Below are 22997 nucleotides of genomic sequence, written 5' to 3'. Positions count from 1 at the left end.
CGCTCAGGGCATCGCGCGCAGCAACTCGATGAAGGCACGCAGCGCCGGGCTGGCCTGGCGGCGGCCCGGGTAGTAGAGCGCAAAGCCGGTGCCCGGCGCCGTCCACTCGGGCAACACTTGCTGCAGGCGGCCGCTTTGCAGCGCTTCTTGCGCTGCGGTCTCGTAAACATAGGCCAGGCCTAGTCCATCCAGGGCAGCCCTTAGGGCTACGCTTTGGTCATCTACGGTGAGGGGCCCGCTGACATCGATCTCCATGGCCCGGCCGCTGCCCGGCTCGGCAAAGGCCCAGCGGAACAGCGCGCCGCTGGCAAAGCGTTGCCGAATGCAAGGCCAGCCACTTAAGTCTGCGGGCTGCTGCGGTGCTTCGCGATGCTGGAGCAACTCGGGTGTGCCGACGACGATAAAGCGCTGCGCCGGCCCCAGCGGCATTGCCACCATATCGGCCGGCAGCCGCTCGGTGAAACGCACGCCGGCATCAAAGCCAAGCTCAACGATATCGACCATGCCGTCTTGCGTGCTCAGCTCTACTTGCACCTGCGGGTGCAGCTGGTGGAAGCGCGCCAGCAGCGGCATCAAGCACAGGCGCGCAGCGCTGCGCGGCACCGACAGACGCAAGGCGCCGCTGACCTCGGCGCTGAGCTCGCCCAGGCCGGCAAAGGTCTGGCTCAGGCTTTGCAGCGCCGGCCCGGCCTCGTCCAGCAGGCGCTGGCCGGCGGCGGTCAGCGCCACGCTGCGGGTGCTGCGGTTCAGCAGGGCGATGCCGAGTTGGGCTTCCAGCCGCCGCATGGCCTGGCTGACGGCCGAGGGGCTCAGGCCCAGACCGAGCGCCGCGCGCCGATAGCTGCGCGCCTCGGCCACGGCAAAGAAGATGCGCAAGAGTTGAAAGTCGGGTTCGGCCATGCCTGCATTGTTAAGCAGGACTGCACAGCCCGTGTGCTGCTGTGAGTCTGGCGGCGGCGGGGGCGGTGCGGCAAGATGCGGGCACTCTCAATTGCACCTGGATCCGAAGCGATGAACTCTGTTTTGAAAATAGCTGCCTTTTCCGACGGCCTCAACGGCGGCAACCCGGCCGGCGTTTGGATTGCCGAGCAGCACCCGAGCGAGGCCGAGATGCAGCGCGTTGCCGCGGACCTGGGCTTCTCTGAAACCGCCTTCGCGATGCCGCAGGGCGACGCGTGGCGGGTGCGTTATTTTTCGCCCGAGGACGAGGTGCCGTTCTGCGGCCACGCCACCATCGCCCTGGGCGCCGCGCTGGCGCTGCAGCAAGGCAATGGCGTCTTCCCCTTGGTCTTGAATGCGGCGCAGATCAGCGTGGAGGGCCGACGCGAGGGTGACTTGATCAGCGCCGCCCTGCAATCGCCCCCGACCCGCAGTGCACCGGCCGAGCCGGGCCTGTTGGCCGCTGCCTTGGCGCTCTTTGGCTTGAGTGAGTCTGATCTGGACGAGCGTCTGCCACCGGGCCTGGCGCATGGCGGTGCCGACCATTTGGTGCTGGCGCTCAAGTCGCGCGCGCAATTGGCTGCAATGCACTACGAACTGGATGCCGGCCGGGCGCTGATGCGTGCGGCGGGGCTGACCACCATCTTGCTGGCCTATGCCGAAACCCCGCAGCGCTTCCATACCCGCAATGCCTTTGCCGTCGGCGGCGTTCTGGAAGACCCGGCCACCGGTGCCGCCACCGCCGCCTTTGCCGGCTATCTGCGTGACCTGGGCTGGCCGCATGGCGGCGCCATCGATATCGTGCAAGGCGAAGACATGGGCATGCGCTCCTTGCTGCGCGCGGAGATTCCGGCCGCCGTCGGCAGCTCGATTCGTGTCTCAGGCAGTGCGCGCCTGATGTCGGCTTGAATTAGCAAATTCTGGAGAAGCAAGCATGAAACACATTGCGCCGAAAAACGCCCAACGGCAGTTGGCCGGCAAGCACGTGCCTGCCATAGGCCTAGGCTTGATGGGCATGAGCGAGTTTTATGGCGAGGTCGATGATGCCGAGTCACTCGCCACCTTGCAGGCCGCCTATGACTTGGGCCAGCGCCATTTCGACACCGCGGACACTTATGGCCTGGGCCATAACGAGCAATTGCTGGGGAGGTTCTTGGCCCAGCTCACGCCGGCTCAGCGCGCCGAGTTGGTGGTGGCCAGCAAGTTCGGCATCAACCGCAGCCCCGGCACCTACGAGCGCGACATCGACAATTCACCGGCCTATATTCGCAGCGCCTGTGAGGCTTCGCTGAAGCGCCTGGGCCTGGAGCAGATCGGCCTGTATTACGTGCATCGGCGTGATCCGGCGGTGCCCATCGAAGTGGTGATGCAGACCTTGGCGGCGCTGAAGGCCGAGGGCAAGATCGGCGCCATCGGCCTGTCTGAAGTGAGCCTGGAGACCTTGCAGCGCGCCCATGCGGTGCATCCGGTGGCGGCCTTGCAAAGCGAGTATTCGCTCTGGGAGCGCGGTGCCGAAGCCCAGATGCTCCCGGCCACGGCGGCTTTGGGCGTTGCCTTTGTGGCCTACAGTCCCCTGGGCCGGGCCTTGCTGAGCGCCGCTTTGCCGGCCACGCAAGCGTTGAGTCCGGATGACTTTAGGCGCGTCTTGCCGCGCTTCAATGGCGAGGCGGGTGAGAAAAATCGGCAGCTGGCGGCGCGGCTGGCCGGGCTTGCGGCGCAGTGGGGTGTGCAAGCGTCGCAACTGGCCCTGGCCTGGATTCTGAACAAGCAACCGCATGCGATGGTGATCCCCGGCACCCGGCGACAAACCCATCTGCGCAGCAATTGGGAGGCCGGTGCTCTCGCTTTGACGCCCACACAAATGGACAGCCTGGATGCCTTGTTTGCCGCCGGCGCCGTGGCCGGCTCCCGCTACACCGAGGGTGGCTGGGTGGGCATCGAATCCGCGCGGAGCTGAGCGGGGCTAGCCGTCGTTTCAAAGGCTTTTGCCAGCAAGGCCGCGGCCGCCGCTGCGGGTAGGGGGCGGCCGAGGTGATAGCCCTGCAACTGGGTGCAGCCTAGCGCTTCGGCGGCCTGGGCCTGCGACTCGGTCTCCACCCCTTCGGCCACGATCGCCAGTTGCAACGAGTGGCCCAGCGCGCAGGTCGCCTTGACCACGGCGCTGGCCTGCGCCTCGGGCAGCGGGTCAATCATGCTGCGGTCCAGCTTCATCGTGCTGATCGGCAATTGGCGCAGCATGGTCAAGGAAGACTGACCGGTGCCAAAGTCATCGAGCGCGCAAAACACGCCCTGCCGGCGTAGTGCGTGCAGCTGCGGCAGCACGCGGTCGAGGTGGCCGATGGCGGCGGTCTCGGTGATTTCGACCTCGATGGCATGGGGTGGCAATTTGTACTCGGCCAGCTTTTCCAGCACGCGGGCGGCGAATCCGGCGTCGTCGAATTGCAAAGGCGAGACATTGATGGCCACCGGCAAGACCTGACCCCAGCGGTCCAGCCATTCGCGCAGTTGTTGGGTGGCCATGTCGAGGATCAGGGCGCCGAGCGCCTTGATCTGTCCGGTGCGCTCGGCCGCCGGTACGAATTCGGCCGGGCTGATGCGCCCGCGCCCGGGGCGCTCCCAGCGCACCAAGGCCTCGAAACCGCAGAGCTGGCGGCTGCCCGCGCTGAATTTGGGCTGGTACTCCAGCAAGAACTCGCGCTCGGCGATGGCCTTGCCCAGCGATTGCTCGGCTTCCAGTCGGGCGCGTGCCGCGCCGTTCATGGCCGGGTCGAAGAACAGAAACGAGGCACCGGCCTTGCCCTTGGCCTTGTGCATGGCTGAGTCGGCGGCGCGCAACAAGCTGGCGCCGTCGCGGCCGTCTTGCGGGAACAGCGCCGCGCCCAGCGACATATGCACGAACAGTTCGGCTCCTTCGAGTGCGAAGGGTGACTCCAACATCGCCAGCATGTCGCCGGCGACGCATTGCACGACCTCCGGCGAGGGCTCACCCTCCAGCAGCACCAGGAACTGGTCTTCCCCCAGCCGGCTCAAGGTGGCCAGCGGCGGCAGTCGTTTACACAAACGCTGGGCCACCGCGTGCAACAAGGCGTCTCCGACCGCATGGCCCAGGCTTTCGTTGACCAATTGAAAGCGGTCCAGGTCGGCCGAAATCAGCGCAAACCGGGGTGCGCCTAAATAGGTCAGCTCGCGCAAGCGCTCAACCGCGAAGTTGCGGTTCGGCAGGTCGGTCAGCTCATCATGCAGAGCCTGTCGGCGCAGCGCATCCACGGCCAGTTGGCGCGAGCTGTCGTCAATCATGACCATCAACTCGGCTGGCGCTCCATCCCATTCCAGGTGACTGGAAAGGCCTCGAATGTAGATGGGCTCGCCCTTTTGGGTCAGTCGTGTGGCCACCCATTCGACGCGTGCATTCGGGTCGGCGATTATCCGTTGATGGCGGTCTCGAGCTGCATTGCGCAATTCAGGGGGCACCAATGCATCGACCAGATCATTGGGCTGTTTCGCACCCGGGTCAAAGCCAAAAATGGCTCTGGCGGCAGGATTTGTGTAGACCACCCGGTGGTTCTGCAGCACCCCCAAGCCCTGCAGCGAATGCTCGGCCAGTTTGGTGAAGCGGTCGGTTTGGCGGCGCGTTTCGGCGTGGGCTCGCGCGGCCGAGAGCAGGATCAGACCCAAGGACAGGGTGGTTTGAACGAACAAACCCAGCGTGTGGGTGATGGGGGAGCGGCTGTGCGGGTCCAATAGCGGGCCGCTGGCGTGCACCAAGCCGGCGGCAACAAAGCAGGCGGCCACAAAACGTTCGCCGCTATGCCCTCCGTGGCCCATCCACCAAGCGCAGAGCCAACAGCCGAACAGCAAATAGGTGGCGGCGGTGATGACGGCATAGCTGTGATCGATGCCCGCCATCGCCACGATGCTGATCATCATGCCCAGGAACAGCGGCAGCCATTGGCGCAGTTTCCAGACCAAGCCACGGTAATTGCGGGCACCGGCCACTTGCAGCGACATGGAGCCCATGATGCAGCTGGAGGCCGTCAAGGCTTGGAGGTCGTAAAGCCAGCCCTCTTGTTGCTCAGGGATCAGGGCCAGACCCAAGGTCAAACCCATGGAGAGCAGAATCCAGCTCCAGCCCCAATCGCGCACATAGGGGTAGCGCTTGTCTTGTTGCCACAGCAGCAGCAATGCGGCGCCCAACATGGCATTCAACCCCGCACTGATCAGCATCAATGAAGTCATGACATGGCTGCCGCAACTCGGTCGAGGTGCGACGATTGTTGTAGGCAGATAGTAGCGCCGCCCTTGCTGTGACAATAGAGTTTTACGGCAACCTTGTCTTGGCCATGCCAAAGCCAAGGTGCTCGGCGCTTCAGCTTGCTCACTTCTCACCATGACCCAACGTCCGAATCAACGCGTACTGACCGGCATCACCACCACCGGCACCCTCCATTTGGGCAATTACGTCGGAGCGATCCGTCCCGCTATTGCGGCCAGCCGGGAGGCCGGGGTGGAGAGCTTTTTCTTCATGGCCGACTACCACGCGCTGATCAAGTGCGATGACCCGGAGCGCATCAACCGCTCGCGGTTGGAGATCGCCGCCACTTGGCTGGCCGCCGGGCTGGATACCGGCCGTGTGACCTTCTATCGGCAGAGCGATATTCCCGAGATTCCCGAGCTGACCTGGCTGCTGACCTGCGTCACCTCCAAGGGGCAGATGAACCGAGCCCATGCCTACAAGGGCGCGACCGACGCCAATGCGGCCGCCGGGGAGGACCTGGATGCCGGCATCACGATGGGCTTGTACAGCTACCCGATCCTGATGGCGGCCGACATCTTGATGTTCAACGCGCACCGCGTGCCGGTGGGTCGTGACCAGGTGCAGCACATCGAGATGGCGCGCGATGTGGCGCAGCGTTTCAACCACCTGTTTGGTCGCGGCAAGGAGTTTTTTGTGCTGCCGGAGGCCAATGTTGAGGAAGACGTGGCCTTGTTGCCCGGCTTGGACGGCCGCAAGATGAGCAAGAGCTATGACAACAGCATCCCGCTGTTTGAAGGCGGCGCCAAGGGCTTGAAGGAGGCGATCGCCCGCATCGTCACCGATTCCAAGCTGCCCGGTGAGCCCAAGGATCCCGAGGGTCAAGCCTTGGTCACTATTTATGACGCCTTCGCCACTTCGGCGCAGCGCGAGCAGTTCCGCGCCGACCTGCGCGCCGGCCTGGCCTGGGGCGAGGCCAAGCAGCAGCTCTTCGATCTGATCGAGGCCGAAATTGCGCCGCTGCGCACTCGCTATGAGGCCTTGATGGCCCACCCGGAGCGCATCGAAGCGATCCTGCTCGAAGGCGCGGCCAAGGCGCGCGCGGTGGCGGCGCCGTTGCTGGCCGAGCTGCGCCAGGCGGTGGGTCTGCGCAGTTTCTCGGCGCCGGCTGCCGTGGCCGCCACGGCCAAGGCGCATAAGGCAGCATTGCCGGTCTTCAAACAATACCGCGAGGCCGATGGTCAGTTTTACTTCAAGCTCAATGCGGCCGATGGCGGCTTGCTTTTGCAAAGCCAGGGCTTTGCCGGCGGGCGCGATGCCGGCCAATGGGTGGCGCGCCTGAAACGCGAAGGCGCAGCCGCCTTGGCCGAGGCGCCGGTGCAGTTGGCGGAAGGCGTTGCTGCAGGCGATGTGGCTGCCGCTTTGGCGGCTTTGCAAGCGGCCGAGGCCGCCTGAAAAAATGAATGAATGATTAAAGCGTAGCGTGGCTCTGAGAGCGCGGGCATTATTGCTAGAGGAATGACTCTGATCAGCATCCTCACCGCATAAACCCGCTAGGCTGAACGGGTCGCCTTGGCTAGCCTCGGTGACGCCATTCAAAAGACAAAAAGGAGACGCTATGCCTACCATCCCCGCCGATAGCCTGGCTTTGCAACGCTTTTATCACTGGGAGCGCACGCTGGCTTCGCGTGTCGCCCTGACTCAGCCGGTCGGCGCTGGTGCTATTCAGACCTTCACCTGGGCCCAGGTGGGTGAGCAGGTGCGGCGCATGGCCGCGTATCTGCAGGCGCAAGGCCAAGCACAGGGCTGGGAGCCGGGCGCCAAGGTGGCGATTCTGTCGAAGAATTGCGCCTGGTGGTTGATGAGCGATCTGGCCATCTGGATGGCGGGTTATGTCTCGGTGCCGCTCTACCCCACGCTGGCGCCCGATACGATTCGGCAAATATTGGAGCACAGCGAGGCCAAGGCCTGCTTCATCGGTAAGCTCGATGGCTGGGCCGGTATGAAGCCCGGCGTGCCCGAAGGCCTGCCTTGCATCAGCTATCCGGTCTCGCCCGCAGATGCCAAGTCCTCCTACAGTGGCTGGGATGAGCTTTGCGCCCGCAGCACGCCCTTGAGCGGTGAGCCGCTGCGTCAGGCGGACGATTTGGCCACGCTGATCTACACCTCCGGCACCACGGGGGCGCCCAAGGGCGTGATGCATAGCTTTGGTGCTTTTGCCTGGGCCTTCAGTGCTGCCATGAAGCGCATTCCGATGAGCCAGGAGGATCGCATGCTGTCCTACCTGCCGCTGGCCCATGTGGTCGAGCGGGTGCTGGTCGAGCATGGCTGGCTGCGCACCGGCTTCTCTGTCTACTTTGCCGACAGCCTGGACACCTTTGCGGCCGATTTGCAGCGTGCCCGTCCGACCATCTTCTTCTCGGTGCCGCGCCTGTGGGTCAAGTTCCAGCAAGGGGTGCAGGCCAAGATGCCGCAGAAAAAGCTCGATTTGCTGCTGTCTCTGCCGTTGATCGGCGGTCTGGTGCGGCGCAAGATCATGAAGGCCCTCGGCTTGGATCAGTGTCGGGTGGCGGCCGGTGGCGCGGCGCCGATGCCGGTGGCACTGCTGCAGTGGTATCGCAAGCTCGGCCTGCCGATCAACGAGGGTTATGGCATGACCGAAAACCTGGCCGTCTCGCACATCACCGTGCCGGGTCAGGACCAGACCGGCAGCGTCGGCCCGGCCTATGAGGGCGTCGAGGCAAAACTTGACCCCGCCAACGGCGAACTGCTGATGCGCAGTCCCGCACTGATGATGGGTTACTACAAGCAGCCCGAGATGACCGGCGAGGTCATCACCGAAGACGGCTGGCTGCGTACAGGCGACAAGGGCCGCATCGACGGCAACGGCCTCTTGCACATCACCGGTCGGGTCAAAGATCTGTTCAAGACCAGCAAGGGCAAGTATGTGGCGCCGGCGCCGATCGAAGACCGCCTCGGCCAGCACCCGGCGGTGGAGGCCTGCGTGGTCACCGGCGCCAATATGGGTCAGCCGGTTGGCGTGGTGATGTTGTCGCCCACGGCGGCCGAGCATCTGGTCACGCCCGAGCAAAGGGCCGAGTTGGGTGAAACTTTGACGGCACATTTGGCCGACATCAATTCGCGGCTGGACCCGCATGAGCAACTCGACTGCCTGGCCGTCATCAAGACGGCCTGGACGGTGGACAACGGCTTCATCACGCCGACCTTCAAGGTCAAGCGCAACCGCGTCGACGAGGTCTATGGCCCGCAGTTGGAGGCCTGGGTGGCGCAGCGCAAAAAGGTCGTCTTCGCTGACTGACTGTTTGATGGACCGATCGACGAAGCCGGAGCGCTGCCCAATCAAGGCTTGGTCGGTTCGGCCTCTTTCCACATCCGGTCGACCAAGCCTTCGGCCATCATCTTTCTGAGTGTTGTGGCCAGCAACTTGGCCAGCTTGGTGTGGCGCGCCTGCACATAGGGCTGCAACGGGACCGGGTTGCCGATGTCGAACAGTTTGTGCAGGGCCATGCCGGCCGGCAGAGTGGCCAGCCTTGTCGGGTCGCCGACCGCGGAACTGACGTCACACATATAGTCGGCGCGGCCGCGGGCCAACATGGCCAGACCATTCTCGGTACTGGTGAATGAGGTCAGTTGGGTGCCCGGCATTGCTGGCAGCAGGGCGTTTTCACAACCCAGCACGCCGCGGCGGTAGATGCCCACCAATTTGCCATCGGCCAGGTCTTCGATGCGAGTCAGGTTCGGCATCGGCCGGGTGGCATAGATGCTGAAGGTGATCACCATCAATGGCGCATCCACGGCGATCAACTCCGGGTGGGCGGCGCCAAAAACCGGTGCGCGCAGCATTTCGCCATCCGATTCGCCCCGCTCCAGCATCACCGCGGTGCGCTTGGTGGGGGCCACCAGCACCTCGATCGACATGTCCATGCGCTTGAAGGCCTCGGCGTAGACCAAGCGCAACCAGCGCCCGATCTGGGTTCGAGGTTCGGAGTCGGTACTGAAGAGATAGACCTCGGTGGCGCCGGTCTGCGACGCTGCCGCGGGCAGCTTTGCCCCGGCCGCAGCCGTTGCCGCGGTCGTCATCAGCCAGCCGGCCGCCAGCAGGCACGCGCCGCGGACCAGTCTGCTCCACCCTTGTCGGGTGCTTTGGCGTAAACCCGTGGACCGATGAAGTGGCATGAAGACGATTCAGCGCATGGGCTGGCAGGCAGTTTGGGGCGTTGATGGCTCCGGCTGAGCAGGGATGCCACGGCCCATGCTAACCGAGCCGACGGCTCGGCTTTCGAACTGCTATCGTCGCGTCCTTCTTTCCTTGCTTTCCTTGCTGGCCTTGTCCTCCGATCCCTTCTTTTCTTCATCGCCCTTGCTGCTGCCACTGCTGGACGCCGCCTTGCGTGGGGCCTTGTTGGCATTGCTGGCTTTGCTGGGCTTGAATCTGCTGCGCGGTCCGCGGGTACGCAGCGCTGTTGCCTGGCTGGGCGCCTGCTTGTGCCTGGGCATGTCGGTGCAGGCCATCAGTTCGGCGCCCTTGTTCGAAGCGCTGGTCCCCAGGATGTGGCAGGCGCCTTGGGTGGCGGTGTCGGTCGGCAATGCGGTGCTGTTTTGCTTGTTCGTCCAGGCCTTGCTTGATGATGACTTTCGCCTGCGTCCGCGTCAGGCCCTCATCTGGTTGGCGGCGGCCGCCTTGAGTGGACTGAATTGCTCGTGGCTGTCGGTGCATCAATATGAGTGGACGCTGGCCACCGTTTCGCTGCTGGTGCAGCGTTTGCTGCCGCTGGCCTGCGGACTGCAAATCACTTGGGTGGCGCTGCGACATTGGCGGGTTGACTTGGTGGAGAGTCGGCGGCGGCTGAGGCGTTTCATCGTGCTGGGCGGGGGCGCCTATATGACCGTGATGGTGCTGGTCCGATTGCAAACACCACAAGGGCGTTTGTCGCAACTCACGGCAAGCCTGGACATGGCGGCCCTGCTGTCGATTGCCTTGGTGATGGCTTGGGCCTTGATGCGCTTGCAGACGACACAGTTCTTTGAGGTCGAAACAAGGCCCGAACCCAGCGACGCGGTATCGAATGCGGGCCGCGATGCTTCGGGCGTGGACTCGCATGTCGGCCAAGCCGAGCCGGCCGAGCGCTCCGACAAAGAGCAGGCGCTGATCGAGCAGTTGCAGCGCGTGATGCAGGAAGAGCGCTTCTATCGCAGCGAAGACCTGAGCCTGGCTCGTTTGGCCGAACGTCTGCAAATACCCGAGTACCGCTTGCGTCGGCTGATCCATCAAAACCTGGGTCAGCGCAACTTCAACAGCTATATCAATGGCTACCGCTTGGCGGAGGCGAAGGCGGCACTGGCCAATCCGGCGCGGCGTTCGACTCCGGTGCTGACGATTGCCCTGGAAGCGGGCTTTCAATCGATTGGCCCCTTCAACCGCGCCTTCAAGGCCGATACCGGCCTGACCCCGAGCGAATATCGGCAGCAATCCCTGCAGGCCGATTCTTGAAATCGGCCTGTGCGAATTCTTGAATTGCTGATTTCGCTCAGACATCGGCGAGCCGGACCGGCATCGTCGCACCCCTGATCCAGGAGCCTTTGCTCCTGGCGGCATGTTTCAGGGGAAAGGTTTCAAATGATTGAAGTTGGTTTTATGCGCAGGCTGAGCCTGGCGCTGCTGATGTTGGCAACCTTGGGGGCACCAGCCTGGGCCGGCATGGGCATGACCGAAATTGCGTTGGCCGGAAACGGGGCCGGAAGCGGGCCTGTGACGGTTTACTACTCCAGTGCTGAGGCAGAGCAGCCGCAGCATTTCGGCCCGCTCACGCTCTCACTGGCCCTTAACGCAAAGCCGCAGCGCGGCAACGGCAGGTTGGTGTTGATCTCGCATGGCTCGGGAGGCTCCCCCTGGGTGCATGCCGATCTGGCGCGCCGCTTGGTGGGGGCTGGTTTCATCGTCGCCATGCCAGCGCACCAGGGCGACAACTACAAAGATCCCGGTCGACCCGGGCCGGACAGTTGGGCCTTGCGGCCACTCGAAATGTCGCGGGCCATTGATGCGCTGGCCGCCGAGCCGCGCTTTGCGCCCTTGTTGGCGCTGGACAAGGTCGGCGCCTATGGCGGCTCGGCCGGTGGCCATACCGTGTTGAGCTTGGCCGGTGGGCGTTGGTCACGCGCCGGCTTCAAGCAACACTGCGAATCGCATCTGGCCGACGACTTCCAAGCCTGTGTGGGCCTGACGACCAGGCTGAACGGCGATTGGCTGGACGCCCTCAAACTGTGGGCGGCTCGACTGATCATTGCCTTCAAGTTCGACGATGCCCGGCCGCAGCAGTATGTCGACCCGCGCATTGCCGCCGTTGTGGCGAGCGTGCCCGCGGCCGCCGACTTTGACATGTCAACGCTGGAACAACCGTCCATCCCTTTGGGACTGGTGACTGCTCGGCAAGACCGTTGGCTGCACCCGCAGTGGCATAGCGATGAGGTTTTAAAAGCCTGCGCTCAACGCTGCGAATGGTTGGCCGATCTGCCGCAGGGCGGGCATGGCGCCATGCTGTCGCCCTTGCCGCCCGGCTTTACGGGCTTGCTCGGCCATTTGTTGAATGACCCGCCGGGTTTCGATCGCAGCAGTCTGGCTGAGGTGGACCGACAAATCACCGACTTCATGCAACGGCACTTGCTGGACTGAACCCTGCGCTTGCTTCAGTCGCGCTTGCCCCAGCGGCGCAGCAGCATCAGGCCCATCACCGCCAGACCGGCCAAGAACAAGGCGCCTTGGCTGGGTTCCGGCACCGGGCTCATGCTGAGGGTGCCGCCAAAGTTGCCGGTATTGCGGCCGCGGATCTCCAGCACATAGTCACCGGGCGGCAGGCTGACCGGCTGGATGATGGCGATGCTGGTGCCGGCGACCGAGAGCTGGCTGCTCCAAGCCTGAATGATGTCCGGTCCCGCCTTGGCGTCGCCCAGGAAAGTGCCGCTATAGGCGTAAATGCGTTCGGACAGCTCGCTGACACCGGTGACGTTGTTCAAGGTGGTGGTGATGCTTTCGGCGATGGCGGCCGTGCTGCGGATCAGGAAGGCGGCGTAGAAGAAGTCTTTGTCGCTCTTGATGGCGCTGTAGGAACCGGTCGAACCCGAGAAATTGAAGCCGGTGATGCCGGGCAGCAGGTCGAGCTGGTTGACCACGGTTTGGGTCACGTTGGAGGCCTGCAAGCTGCCATTTGGGCCGACCAAGACAGTGTGCGGCTCGGCTTGCGCGGCCGTGGCCAGGCTCACCAGGGCCAACAGCGGCAAGCTCGACTGAATCGACCGAAGGCCGGTGCGGCCGAGGCGATGGGGGACTGCAAACATGGGGAACTCCTGGGGCAGGGCGCACAAAACATCGGGGCGCCGATGAGTGCCAAGGCTAACCGCGCCAGATGACCCGCTGAAGTGCAAGAAGGCGGCCGCAATAGGCTGTCGGGCTCATGGATTTGCGGGTTTTCACCAGGATTCGACCTTGCCTCAAGGCCTCGCCGAGAACTGTCACCTAGCACCGTTACAGTGTCGGTCCCTTCGATGGCCCCTCTGGACGAGGGGGGGTCAAGTCCCAATTGCGGACACCGGGCCGAGCTGGAATAGTGCACCGGGACCGCGATGCGGGGATGAGGGCGAAGGTGGGGCTCTGGGAGTCGGGACGATGCCGTTCCGATGCTCAGCGCGCGGTCAATGGATGAGCCGGGTTGTATGAATATGTGTGCATCGACTAGAAAGAAAAACTCGCGCGGCTTTACGCTGCTTGAACTGCTGGTGGTGATGGTCATCATCGGCCTGCTGGCCGGCTATGTGGGCCCCAAATTTTTCGGCCAAATCGGCAAGTCCGAGGTCAAGGCCGCGCGGGCGCAGATTGACGGGCTGCAAAAAGCCCTCGATCAATACCGCCTCGATGTGGGCCGCTACCCCAGCACCGAGCAGGGCCTGGCCGTGCTGGTGAGCAAGCCGGCCGATGAGCCGCGCTGGGCTGGTCCCTATCTGAGCAAGGCCTTGCCCCAGGACCCCTGGCACAAGGACTACCAATACCGCTCGCCCGGCGAGCATGGCGAGTACGACCTGTTCTCCTTCGGCCGCGACGGCCGTCCCGGTGGCGAAGGCGAAGACGCCGATTTGGTCAGCTGGTGATCGGCTGACTCGACCGATATGTCAGCTTTTTTGACCGCCCGGCTGAGTGGCCGCTCGATGGCCCGACGCTGCGCCGCTCTGCCGCCATGCCCAGCTTTCTGACCCGCGTATACACCGCCGAGGGCGTGCGCACGCAGCGTGTTGACGCCGCGGATGCGCAGGCGGTGGCCGCCGCCTTAGGGGTCTTGCCTCAGCATGTGTTGGAGGTGACCGAGCTCGGCGCAAATGGAGCAACGGGCGCGTCCGGTAATCGGGGCCAGCGCAGCCGCGCCCTATCGAGCGGCCGCGCCAAGCGTTTCCCCTTGCAGTTGTTCAGCCAGGAGTTGGCGGTCTTGCTGGATGCCGGCATTGCCTTGCTCGAGGCCTTGAACACCTTGCGCGAGAAAGAGGCCAATGAGTCGGTGCGGCTGGCGCTGGACGGGGTGATTGCGGCGGTCGAGCAGGGCCAGCCTTTGTCGGCGGCGATGCGCCAGCAAGCGCAGGCCTTTGACGAGTTGGTTTGCGCCATCGTCTCGGCCAATGAGCGCACCGGCCAGCTCAGCGCGGCACTGGCCCAGCACAGCCGCTACCTGGCGTGGGTCGAAAGCCTGCGCGCCAAGCTGATCGCTGCCTGTGTTTACCCGGTGATGCTCTTGAGCGTCGGCTCGGCGGTGATTCTGTTTTTGCTGTTGTTTGTGCTGCCGCGCTTCGCCGGAATTTTGGATGGGCTGGGCAATGAGCTGCCCTGGGGCTCGCGGCTCTTGATCCAGTTTGGCCAGACCGCCGGCGCACATCCGCTGCTGGTTCTCGGTGGCATCGCCGCGCTGTTGGGGGTTGCCGTCGCGGTGTGGCGTCATGCCGGTTTGCGTCAGCGGGTGCAGGCGGCCATGTGGACCTTGCCGGGCCTGGGGCCGCGCCTGCGCGTGCTGGCGCTGGCGCGCTTGTATCGCAGCCTGGCCATGTTGCTGGCTTCGGGCGTGCCGGTGCTGGCTTCGCTGCGCATTGTTCAGGATGTGATCGCCGCGCCCTGGCGGCCGGCGGTGGCGGCGGCTGCCGCGCAAATTGAGCGGGGTGAGCGCCTGTCTGAAGCGCTGGAAGCGCAAGACCTGGCCACGCCGGTGGCGCGCCGCATGGTGCGTGTGGGCGAGCGCAGCGGCGAGGTGGCCGCCATGCTGGAGCGCGCCGCCGCCTTCCATGATGAAGAAGCGCAGCGCCTGACCGAGTTATTGACCCGCGCCATCAATCCGGCGCTGATGTTGGTCATGGGCATTTTGATCGGCGGCATCATCGTCTTGATGTACTTGCCGATCTTTCAATTGGTGGAGCAAGTCCAGTGAACATGGCGTTAGCCACACATTCCTTGGCAGACTATCTGCCGGCCGAGCACGGCCCCTGGCAGCTTGACTTCGAGCATTGGCCCCAGGCCCAGGCGCAGCGCTGGCGCGCAGTCTTGGCCGTGGGGGCGGGTGGGCGCAAGATGCTTTTGGGCGAACGCGAGCAAGACGCGCTGCTGCTGCAAAGCGTGGAGGCGCGGCTGCAAGCGCCGGTGCGCTGGCTGCGCTGTGAGCCCGCGGCCGTCACCCATTGGCTGGGCGCCGGTGAGGCCGACTTCCGCGCCCTGTCCGATGTGGAAGAGTCGGTCATCGAGGGCCAGGCGGCCGGCGGTGCCGAAGAGCTGAGTGCGTTGGTGATGTCCGAGCAGGCCAGCCCGGTGGTGCGCCTGCTCAATGCCACGCTGTACGACGCCTTGCAAGACGGCGCCAGCGATGTGCACATCGAATGCACCGCGCGCGGTGCGGTGATTCGCTTTCGCGTCGACGGTGTGATGGCCATGGTGCGCAGCGTTGATGGCGCGGCCACGGCCGAGCAATTGGTGTCGCGCCTGAAGGTGATGTCGGAGTTGGACATCGGCGAGCGCCGCCTGCCGCAAGACGGCCGCTTCAAGCTCAAGGTGCAGGGCCGCGAGGTGGACTTCCGCCTCTCCATCATGCCCAGCGTCTTCGGCGAAGACGCCGTGGTGCGGGTCTTGGACCGCGCCCGCATTGAGCAGACCGGCGGTACGCTGACGCTCGATTCGCTCGGCTTCGACGCCGAGGAGCGCTCCGCCATCCGCCATCAGGCGCGCCAGCCGCACGGCATGCTCTTGGTCACCGGCCCTACCGGCAGCGGCAAGACCACCACGCTTTACGCCACCCTGGCCGAGATCCACACCGGCGATGACAAGATCATCACCATCGAAGACCCGGTCGAGTACCAACTCGCCGGCGTGGTGCAGATCCCGGTCAATGAAAAGAAGGGCCTGACCTTCTCGCGCGGCCTGCGCTCCATCCTGCGCCATGACCCGGATCGGGTGATGGTCGGTGAAATTCGAGATTCCGAAACCGCGCAGATCGCGGTGCAGGCGGCGCTGACCGGCCACTTGGTCTTCTCCACCGTGCACGCCAACAATGCCTTCGACGTGATCGGCCGCTTCATGCACATGGGGCTGGATCTGTACAACGTCGTCTCGGCGCTCAACGCCGTGTTGGCGCAGCGCTTGGTGCGCCTGACTTGCAAGCATTGCGCGCGGCCTATTGAATCCGATGCCGCCACGCTGGCCCGTTATGGCTTGAAGGCCGGCGAACATCAATTCCTGAAGGGCGAGGGCTGTGGCCATTGCCGTGGCACCGGCTACAAAGGCCGGCGCGCGGTGGCCGAGCTGCTCAAGCTCGACGATGGCTTGCGCGACCTGATCGCCGCGCGTGCCCCGATGTCGCAGATCAAAGACGCCGCGCGTGCGCGTGGCATGAAGCCGTTGCGGGCAATGGCCTTGCAGGCCGTGTGCCGCGGCGAAACGACGTTCGAGGAGTTGGAACGTGTCACCCTCGATGAGTAGCCTTCCCTTGAATTCATCCACCGATTCCGCCTCTGTGCTGCTGCGCTGGCGGCGCCGTGTGGCCGCCCGTCTGGCGCGCCCGCAAGCTTTGTTCCTGAGCCCTGAAGGGGTGCAGGCCTATGGTGACAAGCCGCAGGCTTTTGCCGACTGGTGCCGAGCCCATGCGGGTCAGGCGGCCGAGCTCAGCGTCTCGGCCAAGCTGCTGCATGAGCTGGTTTGCGAGGCCGGCTTGCCCTTGGCCGATGAGGCTCAGCTGCAGGCCTATGCGCGCCAACTGTTCGGCCATTACTTCGGCGCCCCGGCCAAGAGCTGGCCCCTGGCCACCTGGCGTGTTGCCTCGCCCGGCGTGGGTTCCGGTCCGGCCACGGAGCAGTGCGGTGCGGTGGCCTTGCATGGCCCGGCAGGCGCCCAATTGCAGGCCTGTGCGGCAATGCATGAGGTGCACTTGAGTCGGGTGCAGCCTGCCTGGGCGCCGTTGCTGCGGCGTCTGGTGGCTGAGCAGCCCGAGTGGGCGCAGACGCCCTCGGCCGCGCTGGCCTGGGTTGAGGGTCAGGTCTTGACATGGCTGCAATTGCGGGACGGACGCTTGCAGGGCCTGCGTCAGCTGCGGCTGGCCGCGGCGACCCAGGCGGCCTTGGGCGAGACCTTGGCCGAGTTGTGTGGCGCCGGCGGCGCGGGAGCCATCAAGTCCGTGCTGGTCTGTGGTTACGGCCTGGAGCCGGCCACGTCGGCGCCAAGCTGGCCGGGCCTGCGTGTGCTCGGGCGGCTTGATGGCAGCGCGCCGGAGCCGGGTTGCTTTGAGGAGCGCAAGCCCGATGCCAAGAGCGGCTTGCCGCGCCCGGACTTTCTCGGCCTGCGGCTGCCGCGCTCGCCGTTGGCCTGGCCGCTGGCCGGCCTGGGCGGGCTGGCGCTGCTGGCCGGCTTGTGGTGTGCCGTCGGCAGCCAACAGGGCTTGCGTCAGGCGCAGGCGCGGCAGCAGGCGCTCAGCGCCGAGGCGGCCCAAGAGCTGGGCAAGCCGGCTGCGGCCAAGGTCTCGCTGGCGCCCGCACGTCAGGCCGCGCGCGGCAGCGCCAACTCGGCCGAGTCCGATGCTTTGCGCAGCGCCACCGAGGTGCAGGCCTTGCTCCTGCACCCTTGGCAGGCGGTGCTGGCGAATGTGGAGCAGGCCGGGGCAGGGGCCGGCAATGAAGGTGGGGCCGATGCCGGTGCAGCTTCATTGGCCCTCAATTGGTTGGCGCTCGACTACAACGCCGGTCGCCAAGAGTTGCGTTTGGAAGGCCTGGCTGCGGACAAGCTGCCCGCCCTGCAGATGGTGGACCGGCTGTCCGCCGCCCCGGGTTGGCAGGCGGTCATGCTGAGCCGCTTTCAGAACGGCGAACAAGGCCTGGTGGGTCAGCGCTTTGAAGTCAGCGCCAAGCTGCGGCCGGCGGCGTTGCGCCTTGAGCTGCCGCCCATGCCTGCGGCCGAGGTGGCCAAACCATGAGTAGGACCGCGATGAATCGACTGAAAGCCGGCGTGCAAGCGCTGGGCCTGCCCGGTGTCTTGGGCCTGGCAGGTTTGGTGCTGGCCGCCGCCTTGCTGCTGCTGAGTCAGCACTGGGACCAACGTGGTGCGCAACTGCAGGCCGAGGCCGACGGCATCAGCAGCCGTCTGCGCGCTCAACGCGCTGCCGGTGTGCAGGCCGCCCAAGCACCGGTGACGCCGGCGCAATGGCAGGCGGCCCTGCCCAGCGCGGCCTTGCGTCAACAACGTCTGGCCGACCTGCTGGAGATTGCCTTGCGCCAAGGCTTGGTCAGCAGCCGCACCGAGCATCGCCTGAGTGTTGACGCCGCGGCCGGGCTCGAGCGCCTGCGCGTCAGCATGCCGGTGAGTGGTGGCTATGCCCAGCTGCGCAGCTTTATCGAGGCGGCCCTGCGGCATGACCCCGCGCTGAGTCTGGATGCCCTGAAGCTGCGCCGCGTCGGGCCGAATGCGGCCGAGGTAGAGGCCGATTTGAGCTGGTCTTTGCATGGTCGTGGTGAAGCTGTGGCGGGAGCCCGGCCATGAGTTCGCTGATGTCTTTTCCCGAGCAAAAACGCCGTTATGGCCTGGGCGCCGCGCTGCTGCTGAGCTTGCTTGCGACCGCCTGGGTGTCCTACCAAGATGATGCTGAACCCGAGGGTTTGGCGCGACCGGTGGCGAGCAGCCGCCGCGATCCGGTTCCCGCAAGCGGGGCGCGGACCACTGCAGCCAAGTCCGCTTCTGAGGTTTCTGCCGAGCCCTTGACGGTGGCCACATGGTCGCCGCCCGAGCGAGGCGCCTGGCAAACGGTCGGCGACAAACAACTGGCCGCCTGGGCCCCGCCCCCTCCGCCGCCACCGCCCAAGGTGGTGGCGCCACCCCCGGCGCCGCCCGCGCCACCGATGGCCCCGGCCTTCCCCTATCAGCTGCTGGGTCGGCTGGTGGAGGGTGAGCAGGCGCAGGCCTTGTTGGCCGGCCCGAACCGCAGCCTGGCCGTCAAGGTCGGTGATGTGGTGGACGGCCAATGGCGTGTCGATGAAGTTCATGAGCGTGGCATCAACCTGACCTGGTTGCCGGCCAAGCTGCCCCAAACACTCGTTTTCCGACCTTCCTCCTCATGAAGCTGAAACCACTTCAAACCTTGTTTGCCCGGCCGGCCGGTCCCGCGCTGACCCTGTTGGCAGCGCTCTTGCTGGCTGCTTGCGCCAACCCGGCCTTGCGCCAGGCCGATGAGATGGTGCGCTCCAACCAGCTGCCGCAGGCCTATGAGACGCTGGAGCAGGCGCGCAAGCTCGACCCGCACGACCAGACCCTGCGCTCCGCGCAACTGCGCATTGCCAACCAGATGACGACGCGCCTGCTGGCGCAGATCGAAGGCATGCGTCTGGCCGGCCGCTGGGACGATGCCAATGAGGCCTTGCAACGCCTGCGCGAGGTCGACCCTAAGCATCCTCGCTTGGCTTGGTATGAGGCCGAGCTGGGCCGCGGCCGCTTGCAAGAGGGCAAGCTGGTGGCGGCACGCTTGGCGCTGCGCGAGGGCAAGCTGGATCGCGCCGATGCCTTGGCCCGCGAGATCTTGGCCGAGTCGCCCAACCATGTGGGCGCGCGTCTGTTGATGAGCCAATCGGCGCAGGCGCGGCCCTTGGAGTCGGCCAGCACCGAGATGGGCCCGGCCTTTCAGAAGCCGGTGACGCTGGAGTTCCGCGAGGCCCCGATGCGCCAGGTTTTTGAAGCCTTGGCGCGCAGCTCCAACATCAATTTCGTCTTTGATAAAGATGTGCGTTCGGACGCCAAGGTCAGCATCTTCCTGCGCAATGTTTCACTCGACGAGGCAATGCGTGTGGTGCTGTCCACCCAGGGTCTGGACCGCAAGCTGCTGAACGACAGCTCGGTGCTGATTTTCCCTAACACCGCAGCCAAGCAGCGCGAGCATCAAGAGCTGATCACCCGCACGCTCTATCTGACCAATGCCGACGTCAAGCAGGTGCAGGCCATGGTCCGCACCATCACCAAGGTGCGCGACATTCACATCGATGAGCGCCTGAACCTGATGGTGGTGCGCGACACGCCCGAGGTGGTGCGTCTGGTCGAAAAGCTGATCGCCTCGGTCGATCTGCCCGAGCCCGAGGTGATGCTGGAAGTGGAGGTGATGGAGCTCTCCAGCGACCGCGTCAATGACCTGGGCCTGAAGTTCCCCGACCAGATCAGCTACGGCCTGCCGGGCTTCAACGGCGGCATGGCCTCCGGCTTGGTGGAGCTGGGTCAGCACAATAACTTCCGCGCCATGGTGGCGAACCCGGCCGTGGTGGCCACGATTCGCGGCAATTCGGGCAACGGCAATATCCTCGCCAACCCAAAGATTCGGGTGCGCAACCGCGACAAGGCCAAGGTGCACATCGGCCAGAAGGTGCCGGTCTTCACCACCACCACCAACTTCACCGGCAGCACCTCGGTGGCGGCCTCGGTCAGCTATCTGGATGTGGGTCTGAAGCTGGATGTGGAGCCCACCATCCAGCTCGACAACGACGTCATCATCAAGGTCGGCCTGGAGGTCAGCAATCTGATCCGCCAGGTGCAAGGGCCGGGCGGCACCACCGCCTACGAGATCGGCACCCGCCAGACAGGCACCACGCTGCGTCTGAACGATGGCGAGACGCAGGTCCTGGCCGGTTTGATCAGCGATGAAGACCGCCGGTCCGCTTCCGGCATTCCGGGCCTGTCGGAGATCCCCGTGCTGGGTAGCTTGTTCGGCGTGCGCACCGAAGACCGCAAGAAGACCGAGGTGGTGCTCTTGATCACCCCGCGCATCGTGCGCAATCTGGCCTTGCCGGACGCCGGCCTGACCCGTTTGGCCGGTGGCACCGACGCATCGCCGGGGGCTTTCAGCAGCTTGCTGAGGCCCAATGCCAAGGCCGGTGTGGGGCCAGCCAACAGTGGCTCGCAGGGCTTCCAGGGCGCGCGCCCGACCATCCCTGCGCCGTCCTCACCAACCGAGTCCGTCAACACAGCTGCGCCGCAAGAGGCGGTCTTGCACTTCGAAGTGAGCCCGCAGGTGCAGCCTGGTGGCACGGTGGCCGTGACGATGCGCAATGAAAGTGGCTTCAGCATCAAGGGTGAGTTGGAATACGACGCTAGCAAGTTGGCGCCGGCCCAGGGAAGCATCGGCGGCAATGGTCGGGTCGCCGTGGAGTTGCTGCCGCGCGGTGAAAAGGTGGTGATCTTGCGCGCCTTGCCAGCCGCCAACGGCCAGGTTTTGAACGTCGGTCTGGGTGGCTTGTTGGCCATTGGCTTGAACGGCGAGCCGGTCTCGGTGCGGCTCGACGGCACCGGCCTGGTGACGGTGGACGCCACCCGTTGAGTCATGGCGCAGCGCGGCTTTACCTTGATCGAGATGATGGTGGTGCTGGCCATCCTGGCGCTGCTGGCCGGCTCGGCTCGGCCTTTGTTGGAAATGTCGGTGCAGCGTAGCCGAGAGCATGAGTTGCGGGCCGGCTTGCGTAGCTTGCGTGGGGCCTTGGACGCTTACAAGAAAGCGGCCGAGGCCGGCCAGGTGCAGAGCAGCCCCGATGCCAGCGGCTACCCGCCAAACCTGCAGGCCTTGGTGATGGGCGTCCCCGATATCCGCTCGGCCGAGGGCAAGAAGATCTATTTTCTGCGGCGCCTGCCGCGCGATCCCTTTGCCGACCCGGCCTTGGAGCCGGCGGCCAGCTGGGGGCAGCGCGCGGCTGACAGTCCGCCCGACCAGCCCCGCAGCGGCAAGGATGTGTTCGATGTCTATTCGCGCTCTGAGCGGCGTGCCCTGGACGGTAGCAAATACAGAGACTGGTGATGAGCCCGAACAAAGACAGCAGGCAGACAGGCTTCACCCTGATCGAGTTGATTGTGGTGATGGCAATCGTGGCGCTACTGGCGTCGATTGCGGCGCCGCGTTATTTCAACAGCCTGCAGAAATCGCGTGAGACCTCGCTGCGAGCCTCGCTGAACGTGATGCGCGATGCGCTTGACCAATACGCGGCCGACAAGGGGCGTTATCCCGACTCCTTGGAGGAATTGGCCGCGGCGCGTTACATCCGAGAGATTCCGGAGGACCCCTTGACCGGTAGCCGGGAGGCTTGGGTGCTGTTGGCGCCGCCGCCTGATGCCCTCGCCAGCGGCCAGGTTTACGACGTACGTAGCGGCGCCGCCGGGCGTGCCAGCGACGGGCGCTTGTTCGCCGATTGGTGATGCAGCACGTGGCGACAACGCGTTCGTGGCGGCAGCGCGGCTTCACTTATCTGAGCTTGCTGTTCTTTGTCGCCATGACGGCGGCCGCCTTGGCGACCTTGGGTCAGAGTTGGCAAACCGCGACTCAGCGCGAAAAAGAGCGTGAACTCGAGTTCCGCGGCGGCGAGATCGCCCGCGCGATAGCCAGCTACCAAAAGGCCTCGGGCGGACAAACCGCCGGACAAGGCCAGAACCCGCTCAGTCTGGATGACTTGTTAGCCGACCGGCGTGGCCCGATGACGCGCTACCACCTGCGGCGCCTCTACCCCGACCCGTTCACCGGCCACCCGGACTGGGTGCTGGTGCCCGATCCGGCCAACCCGCGCAGCTTCAATGCGGTGCACAGCCGCTCCGAGCAGGCCTTGCTGCGCCAGACGCAGACCGATGGAACTCCCATCCAGCGTGCGCGCGACTGGGTCTTCTCGCCCACCGCGAACGCTGCGACTGCTCCTCGCCCTGAAGGAGTGTCTGAGACTGCCTCTGACGCAAAGCCTCGAATCGGTGGTGAGCTGTCAACAGCTGCTTCCGGCGTAGGCCTCTGAGCCGCCAAGTATTGATGGCGGGGCGTCCCCTTTGCCTTCAAATGAACGTCGACACGCAGCTTGGCAGGCGGGTATGCCGCTCGCGTGAGCCAAGTGTTTCCATCGGTGCGCTGAGATCAGAGGCGCCCACAAACATGAGTGTCGTTTCAGCAGCGCATAGACACTCGAGACGAGTCACGATTCACCCCCCAAAGGGGTGATAAATCGAAAGAAACAATGCCACGTTGTCTTCGGTTTTGTGGTTTTTTCACTTGACATTGTTCCTGGGACTAACCCGTAAGGTCGGCGGCTGGTAGCGCGAAATTGGCCTGTTCCTATAACCGATCCCATCGCCACTGACGCCCGTGACAGTTTGGTGAAAACCCTCTCCCCCCCTGGCTGCGGGGCGGGCAAGTCGGGATGTGACCTGGGGCTTGCATGTTGAGAATCGGCCGCTCAAGCCAATGCGCTGCCAAGCAAGCAGGGTTGGCGCGAGAGCTGGGTTGCA

General features: G+C 65.0%; 20 protein-coding genes. 16 read left to right on the top strand and 4 right to left on the bottom strand.

Going from position 1 to position 22997, the window contains the following annotated elements; genetic code table 11:
- Positions 1-3 precede the first annotated feature (3 nt).
- Positions 4-900, bottom strand: a complete 897-nt coding sequence (locus WG899_RS20775) for a LysR family transcriptional regulator (protein ID WP_339597572.1) — start codon at positions 898-900, stop codon at positions 4-6.
- A 111-nt stretch (positions 901-1011) separates the two neighbouring features.
- On the opposite strand from WG899_RS20775, the gene WG899_RS20770 reads away from it, so the two are divergent.
- Positions 1012-1848, top strand: coding sequence for a PhzF family phenazine biosynthesis protein (locus WG899_RS20770; protein ID WP_339597571.1), 837 nt, complete (start codon positions 1012-1014; stop codon positions 1846-1848).
- Between the two features lie 25 nt (positions 1849-1873).
- Positions 1874-2896, top strand: coding sequence for an aldo/keto reductase (locus WG899_RS20765; RefSeq protein WP_339597570.1), 1023 nt, complete (start codon positions 1874-1876; stop codon positions 2894-2896).
- Here the strand turns inward: WG899_RS20765 and WG899_RS20760 are convergent.
- Positions 2851-5175, bottom strand: a complete 2325-nt coding sequence (locus WG899_RS20760) for a putative bifunctional diguanylate cyclase/phosphodiesterase (protein ID WP_339597569.1) — start codon at positions 5173-5175, stop codon at positions 2851-2853. The genes WG899_RS20765 and WG899_RS20760 overlap by 46 nt on opposite strands.
- Positions 5176-5326: 151 nt before the next feature.
- Between WG899_RS20760 and WG899_RS20755 the strand changes: the two genes are divergently transcribed.
- Positions 5327-6646: a tryptophan--tRNA ligase gene (locus tag WG899_RS20755; RefSeq protein WP_339597568.1), complete on the top strand. Its 1320-nt coding sequence runs from the start codon at positions 5327-5329 to the stop codon at positions 6644-6646.
- Between the two features lie 163 nt (positions 6647-6809).
- Positions 6810-8510, top strand: a complete 1701-nt coding sequence (locus WG899_RS20750; RefSeq protein WP_339597567.1) for an AMP-binding protein — start codon at positions 6810-6812, stop codon at positions 8508-8510.
- A 41-nt stretch (positions 8511-8551) separates the two neighbouring features.
- On the opposite strand, the gene WG899_RS20745 is transcribed toward WG899_RS20750, so the two are convergent.
- Positions 8552-9292 carry a transporter substrate-binding domain-containing protein gene (locus WG899_RS20745; RefSeq protein WP_339597566.1) on the bottom strand — a complete coding sequence of 247 codons (741 nt, stop codon included), beginning with the start codon at positions 9290-9292 and terminating at the stop codon, positions 8552-8554.
- A 229-nt stretch (positions 9293-9521) separates the two neighbouring features.
- On the opposite strand from WG899_RS20745, the gene WG899_RS20740 reads away from it, so the two are divergent.
- The gene (locus WG899_RS20740; RefSeq protein WP_339597565.1) at positions 9522-10703 is read left to right on the top strand and encodes an AraC family transcriptional regulator; all 1182 of its coding nucleotides are present in this window, start codon (positions 9522-9524) and stop codon (positions 10701-10703) included.
- 126 nt (positions 10704-10829) lie between these two features.
- Positions 10830-11882, top strand: a complete 1053-nt coding sequence (locus tag WG899_RS20735) for an alpha/beta hydrolase family protein (RefSeq protein ID WP_339597564.1) — start codon at positions 10830-10832, stop codon at positions 11880-11882.
- Positions 11883-11896: 14 nt separating this feature from the next.
- Here the strand turns inward: WG899_RS20735 and WG899_RS20730 are convergent, their stop codons facing one another.
- Positions 11897-12544, bottom strand: coding sequence for a PEP-CTERM sorting domain-containing protein (locus WG899_RS20730; protein ID WP_339597563.1), 648 nt, complete (start codon positions 12542-12544; stop codon positions 11897-11899).
- A 375-nt stretch (positions 12545-12919) separates the two neighbouring features.
- Between WG899_RS20730 and gspG the strand changes: the two genes are divergently transcribed.
- The 10 genes from gspG to WG899_RS20680 all read left to right on the top strand — a co-directional run bounded on the left by gspG (position 12920) and on the right by WG899_RS20680 (position 22510).
- A complete protein-coding gene (gene gspG, locus WG899_RS20725) occupies positions 12920-13351 on the top strand; it encodes a type II secretion system major pseudopilin GspG (protein ID WP_444718882.1) in 432 nt (143 codons plus the stop codon).
- A gap of 86 nt (positions 13352-13437) precedes the next feature.
- Positions 13438-14667, top strand: coding sequence for a type II secretion system F family protein (locus WG899_RS20720; protein ID WP_339597562.1), 1230 nt, complete (start codon positions 13438-13440; stop codon positions 14665-14667).
- 2 nt (positions 14668-14669) lie between these two features.
- Entirely contained in the window at positions 14670-16205 is a 1536-nt protein-coding gene (locus WG899_RS20715; protein ID WP_339597561.1) for a GspE/PulE family protein, read from the top strand.
- A 7-nt stretch (positions 16206-16212) separates the two neighbouring features.
- Positions 16213-17688, top strand: a complete 1476-nt coding sequence (locus WG899_RS20710; RefSeq protein WP_339597560.1) for a hypothetical protein — start codon at positions 16213-16215, stop codon at positions 17686-17688.
- An 11-nt stretch (positions 17689-17699) separates the two neighbouring features.
- The gene (locus tag WG899_RS20705) at positions 17700-18251 is read left to right on the top strand and encodes a GspMb/PilO family protein (RefSeq protein WP_339597559.1); all 552 of its coding nucleotides are present in this window, start codon (positions 17700-17702) and stop codon (positions 18249-18251) included.
- The gene (locus tag WG899_RS20700; protein ID WP_339597558.1) at positions 18248-18826 is read left to right on the top strand and encodes a hypothetical protein; all 579 of its coding nucleotides are present in this window, start codon (positions 18248-18250) and stop codon (positions 18824-18826) included. Before WG899_RS20705 ends, WG899_RS20700 begins: the two co-directional genes overlap by 4 nt.
- Positions 18823-21063: a secretin GspD/PilQ domain-containing protein gene (locus tag WG899_RS20695; protein WP_339597557.1), complete on the top strand. Its 2241-nt coding sequence runs from the start codon at positions 18823-18825 to the stop codon at positions 21061-21063. Before WG899_RS20700 ends, WG899_RS20695 begins: the two co-directional genes overlap by 4 nt.
- Positions 21064-21066: 3 nt before the next feature.
- Positions 21067-21534, top strand: a complete 468-nt coding sequence (locus WG899_RS20690) for a type II secretion system protein (protein WP_339597556.1) — start codon at positions 21067-21069, stop codon at positions 21532-21534.
- Positions 21534-21929, top strand: a complete 396-nt coding sequence (locus WG899_RS20685; protein ID WP_339597555.1) for a prepilin-type N-terminal cleavage/methylation domain-containing protein — start codon at positions 21534-21536, stop codon at positions 21927-21929. Before WG899_RS20690 ends, WG899_RS20685 begins: the two co-directional genes overlap by 1 nt.
- 8 nt (positions 21930-21937) lie before the next feature.
- Complete coding sequence (locus WG899_RS20680) at positions 21938-22510, top strand: type II secretion system protein (protein WP_339597554.1); 573 nt, start codon at positions 21938-21940, stop codon at positions 22508-22510.
- Positions 22511-22997 lie beyond the last annotated feature (487 nt).

It is taken from the genome of Paucibacter hankyongi (assembly GCF_037482915.1).
Taxonomy (GTDB): Bacteria; Pseudomonadota; Gammaproteobacteria; order Burkholderiales; family Burkholderiaceae_C; genus Paucibacter_A; species Paucibacter_A hankyongi.
This window is presented reverse-complemented; position numbering and strand designations above follow the sequence as displayed.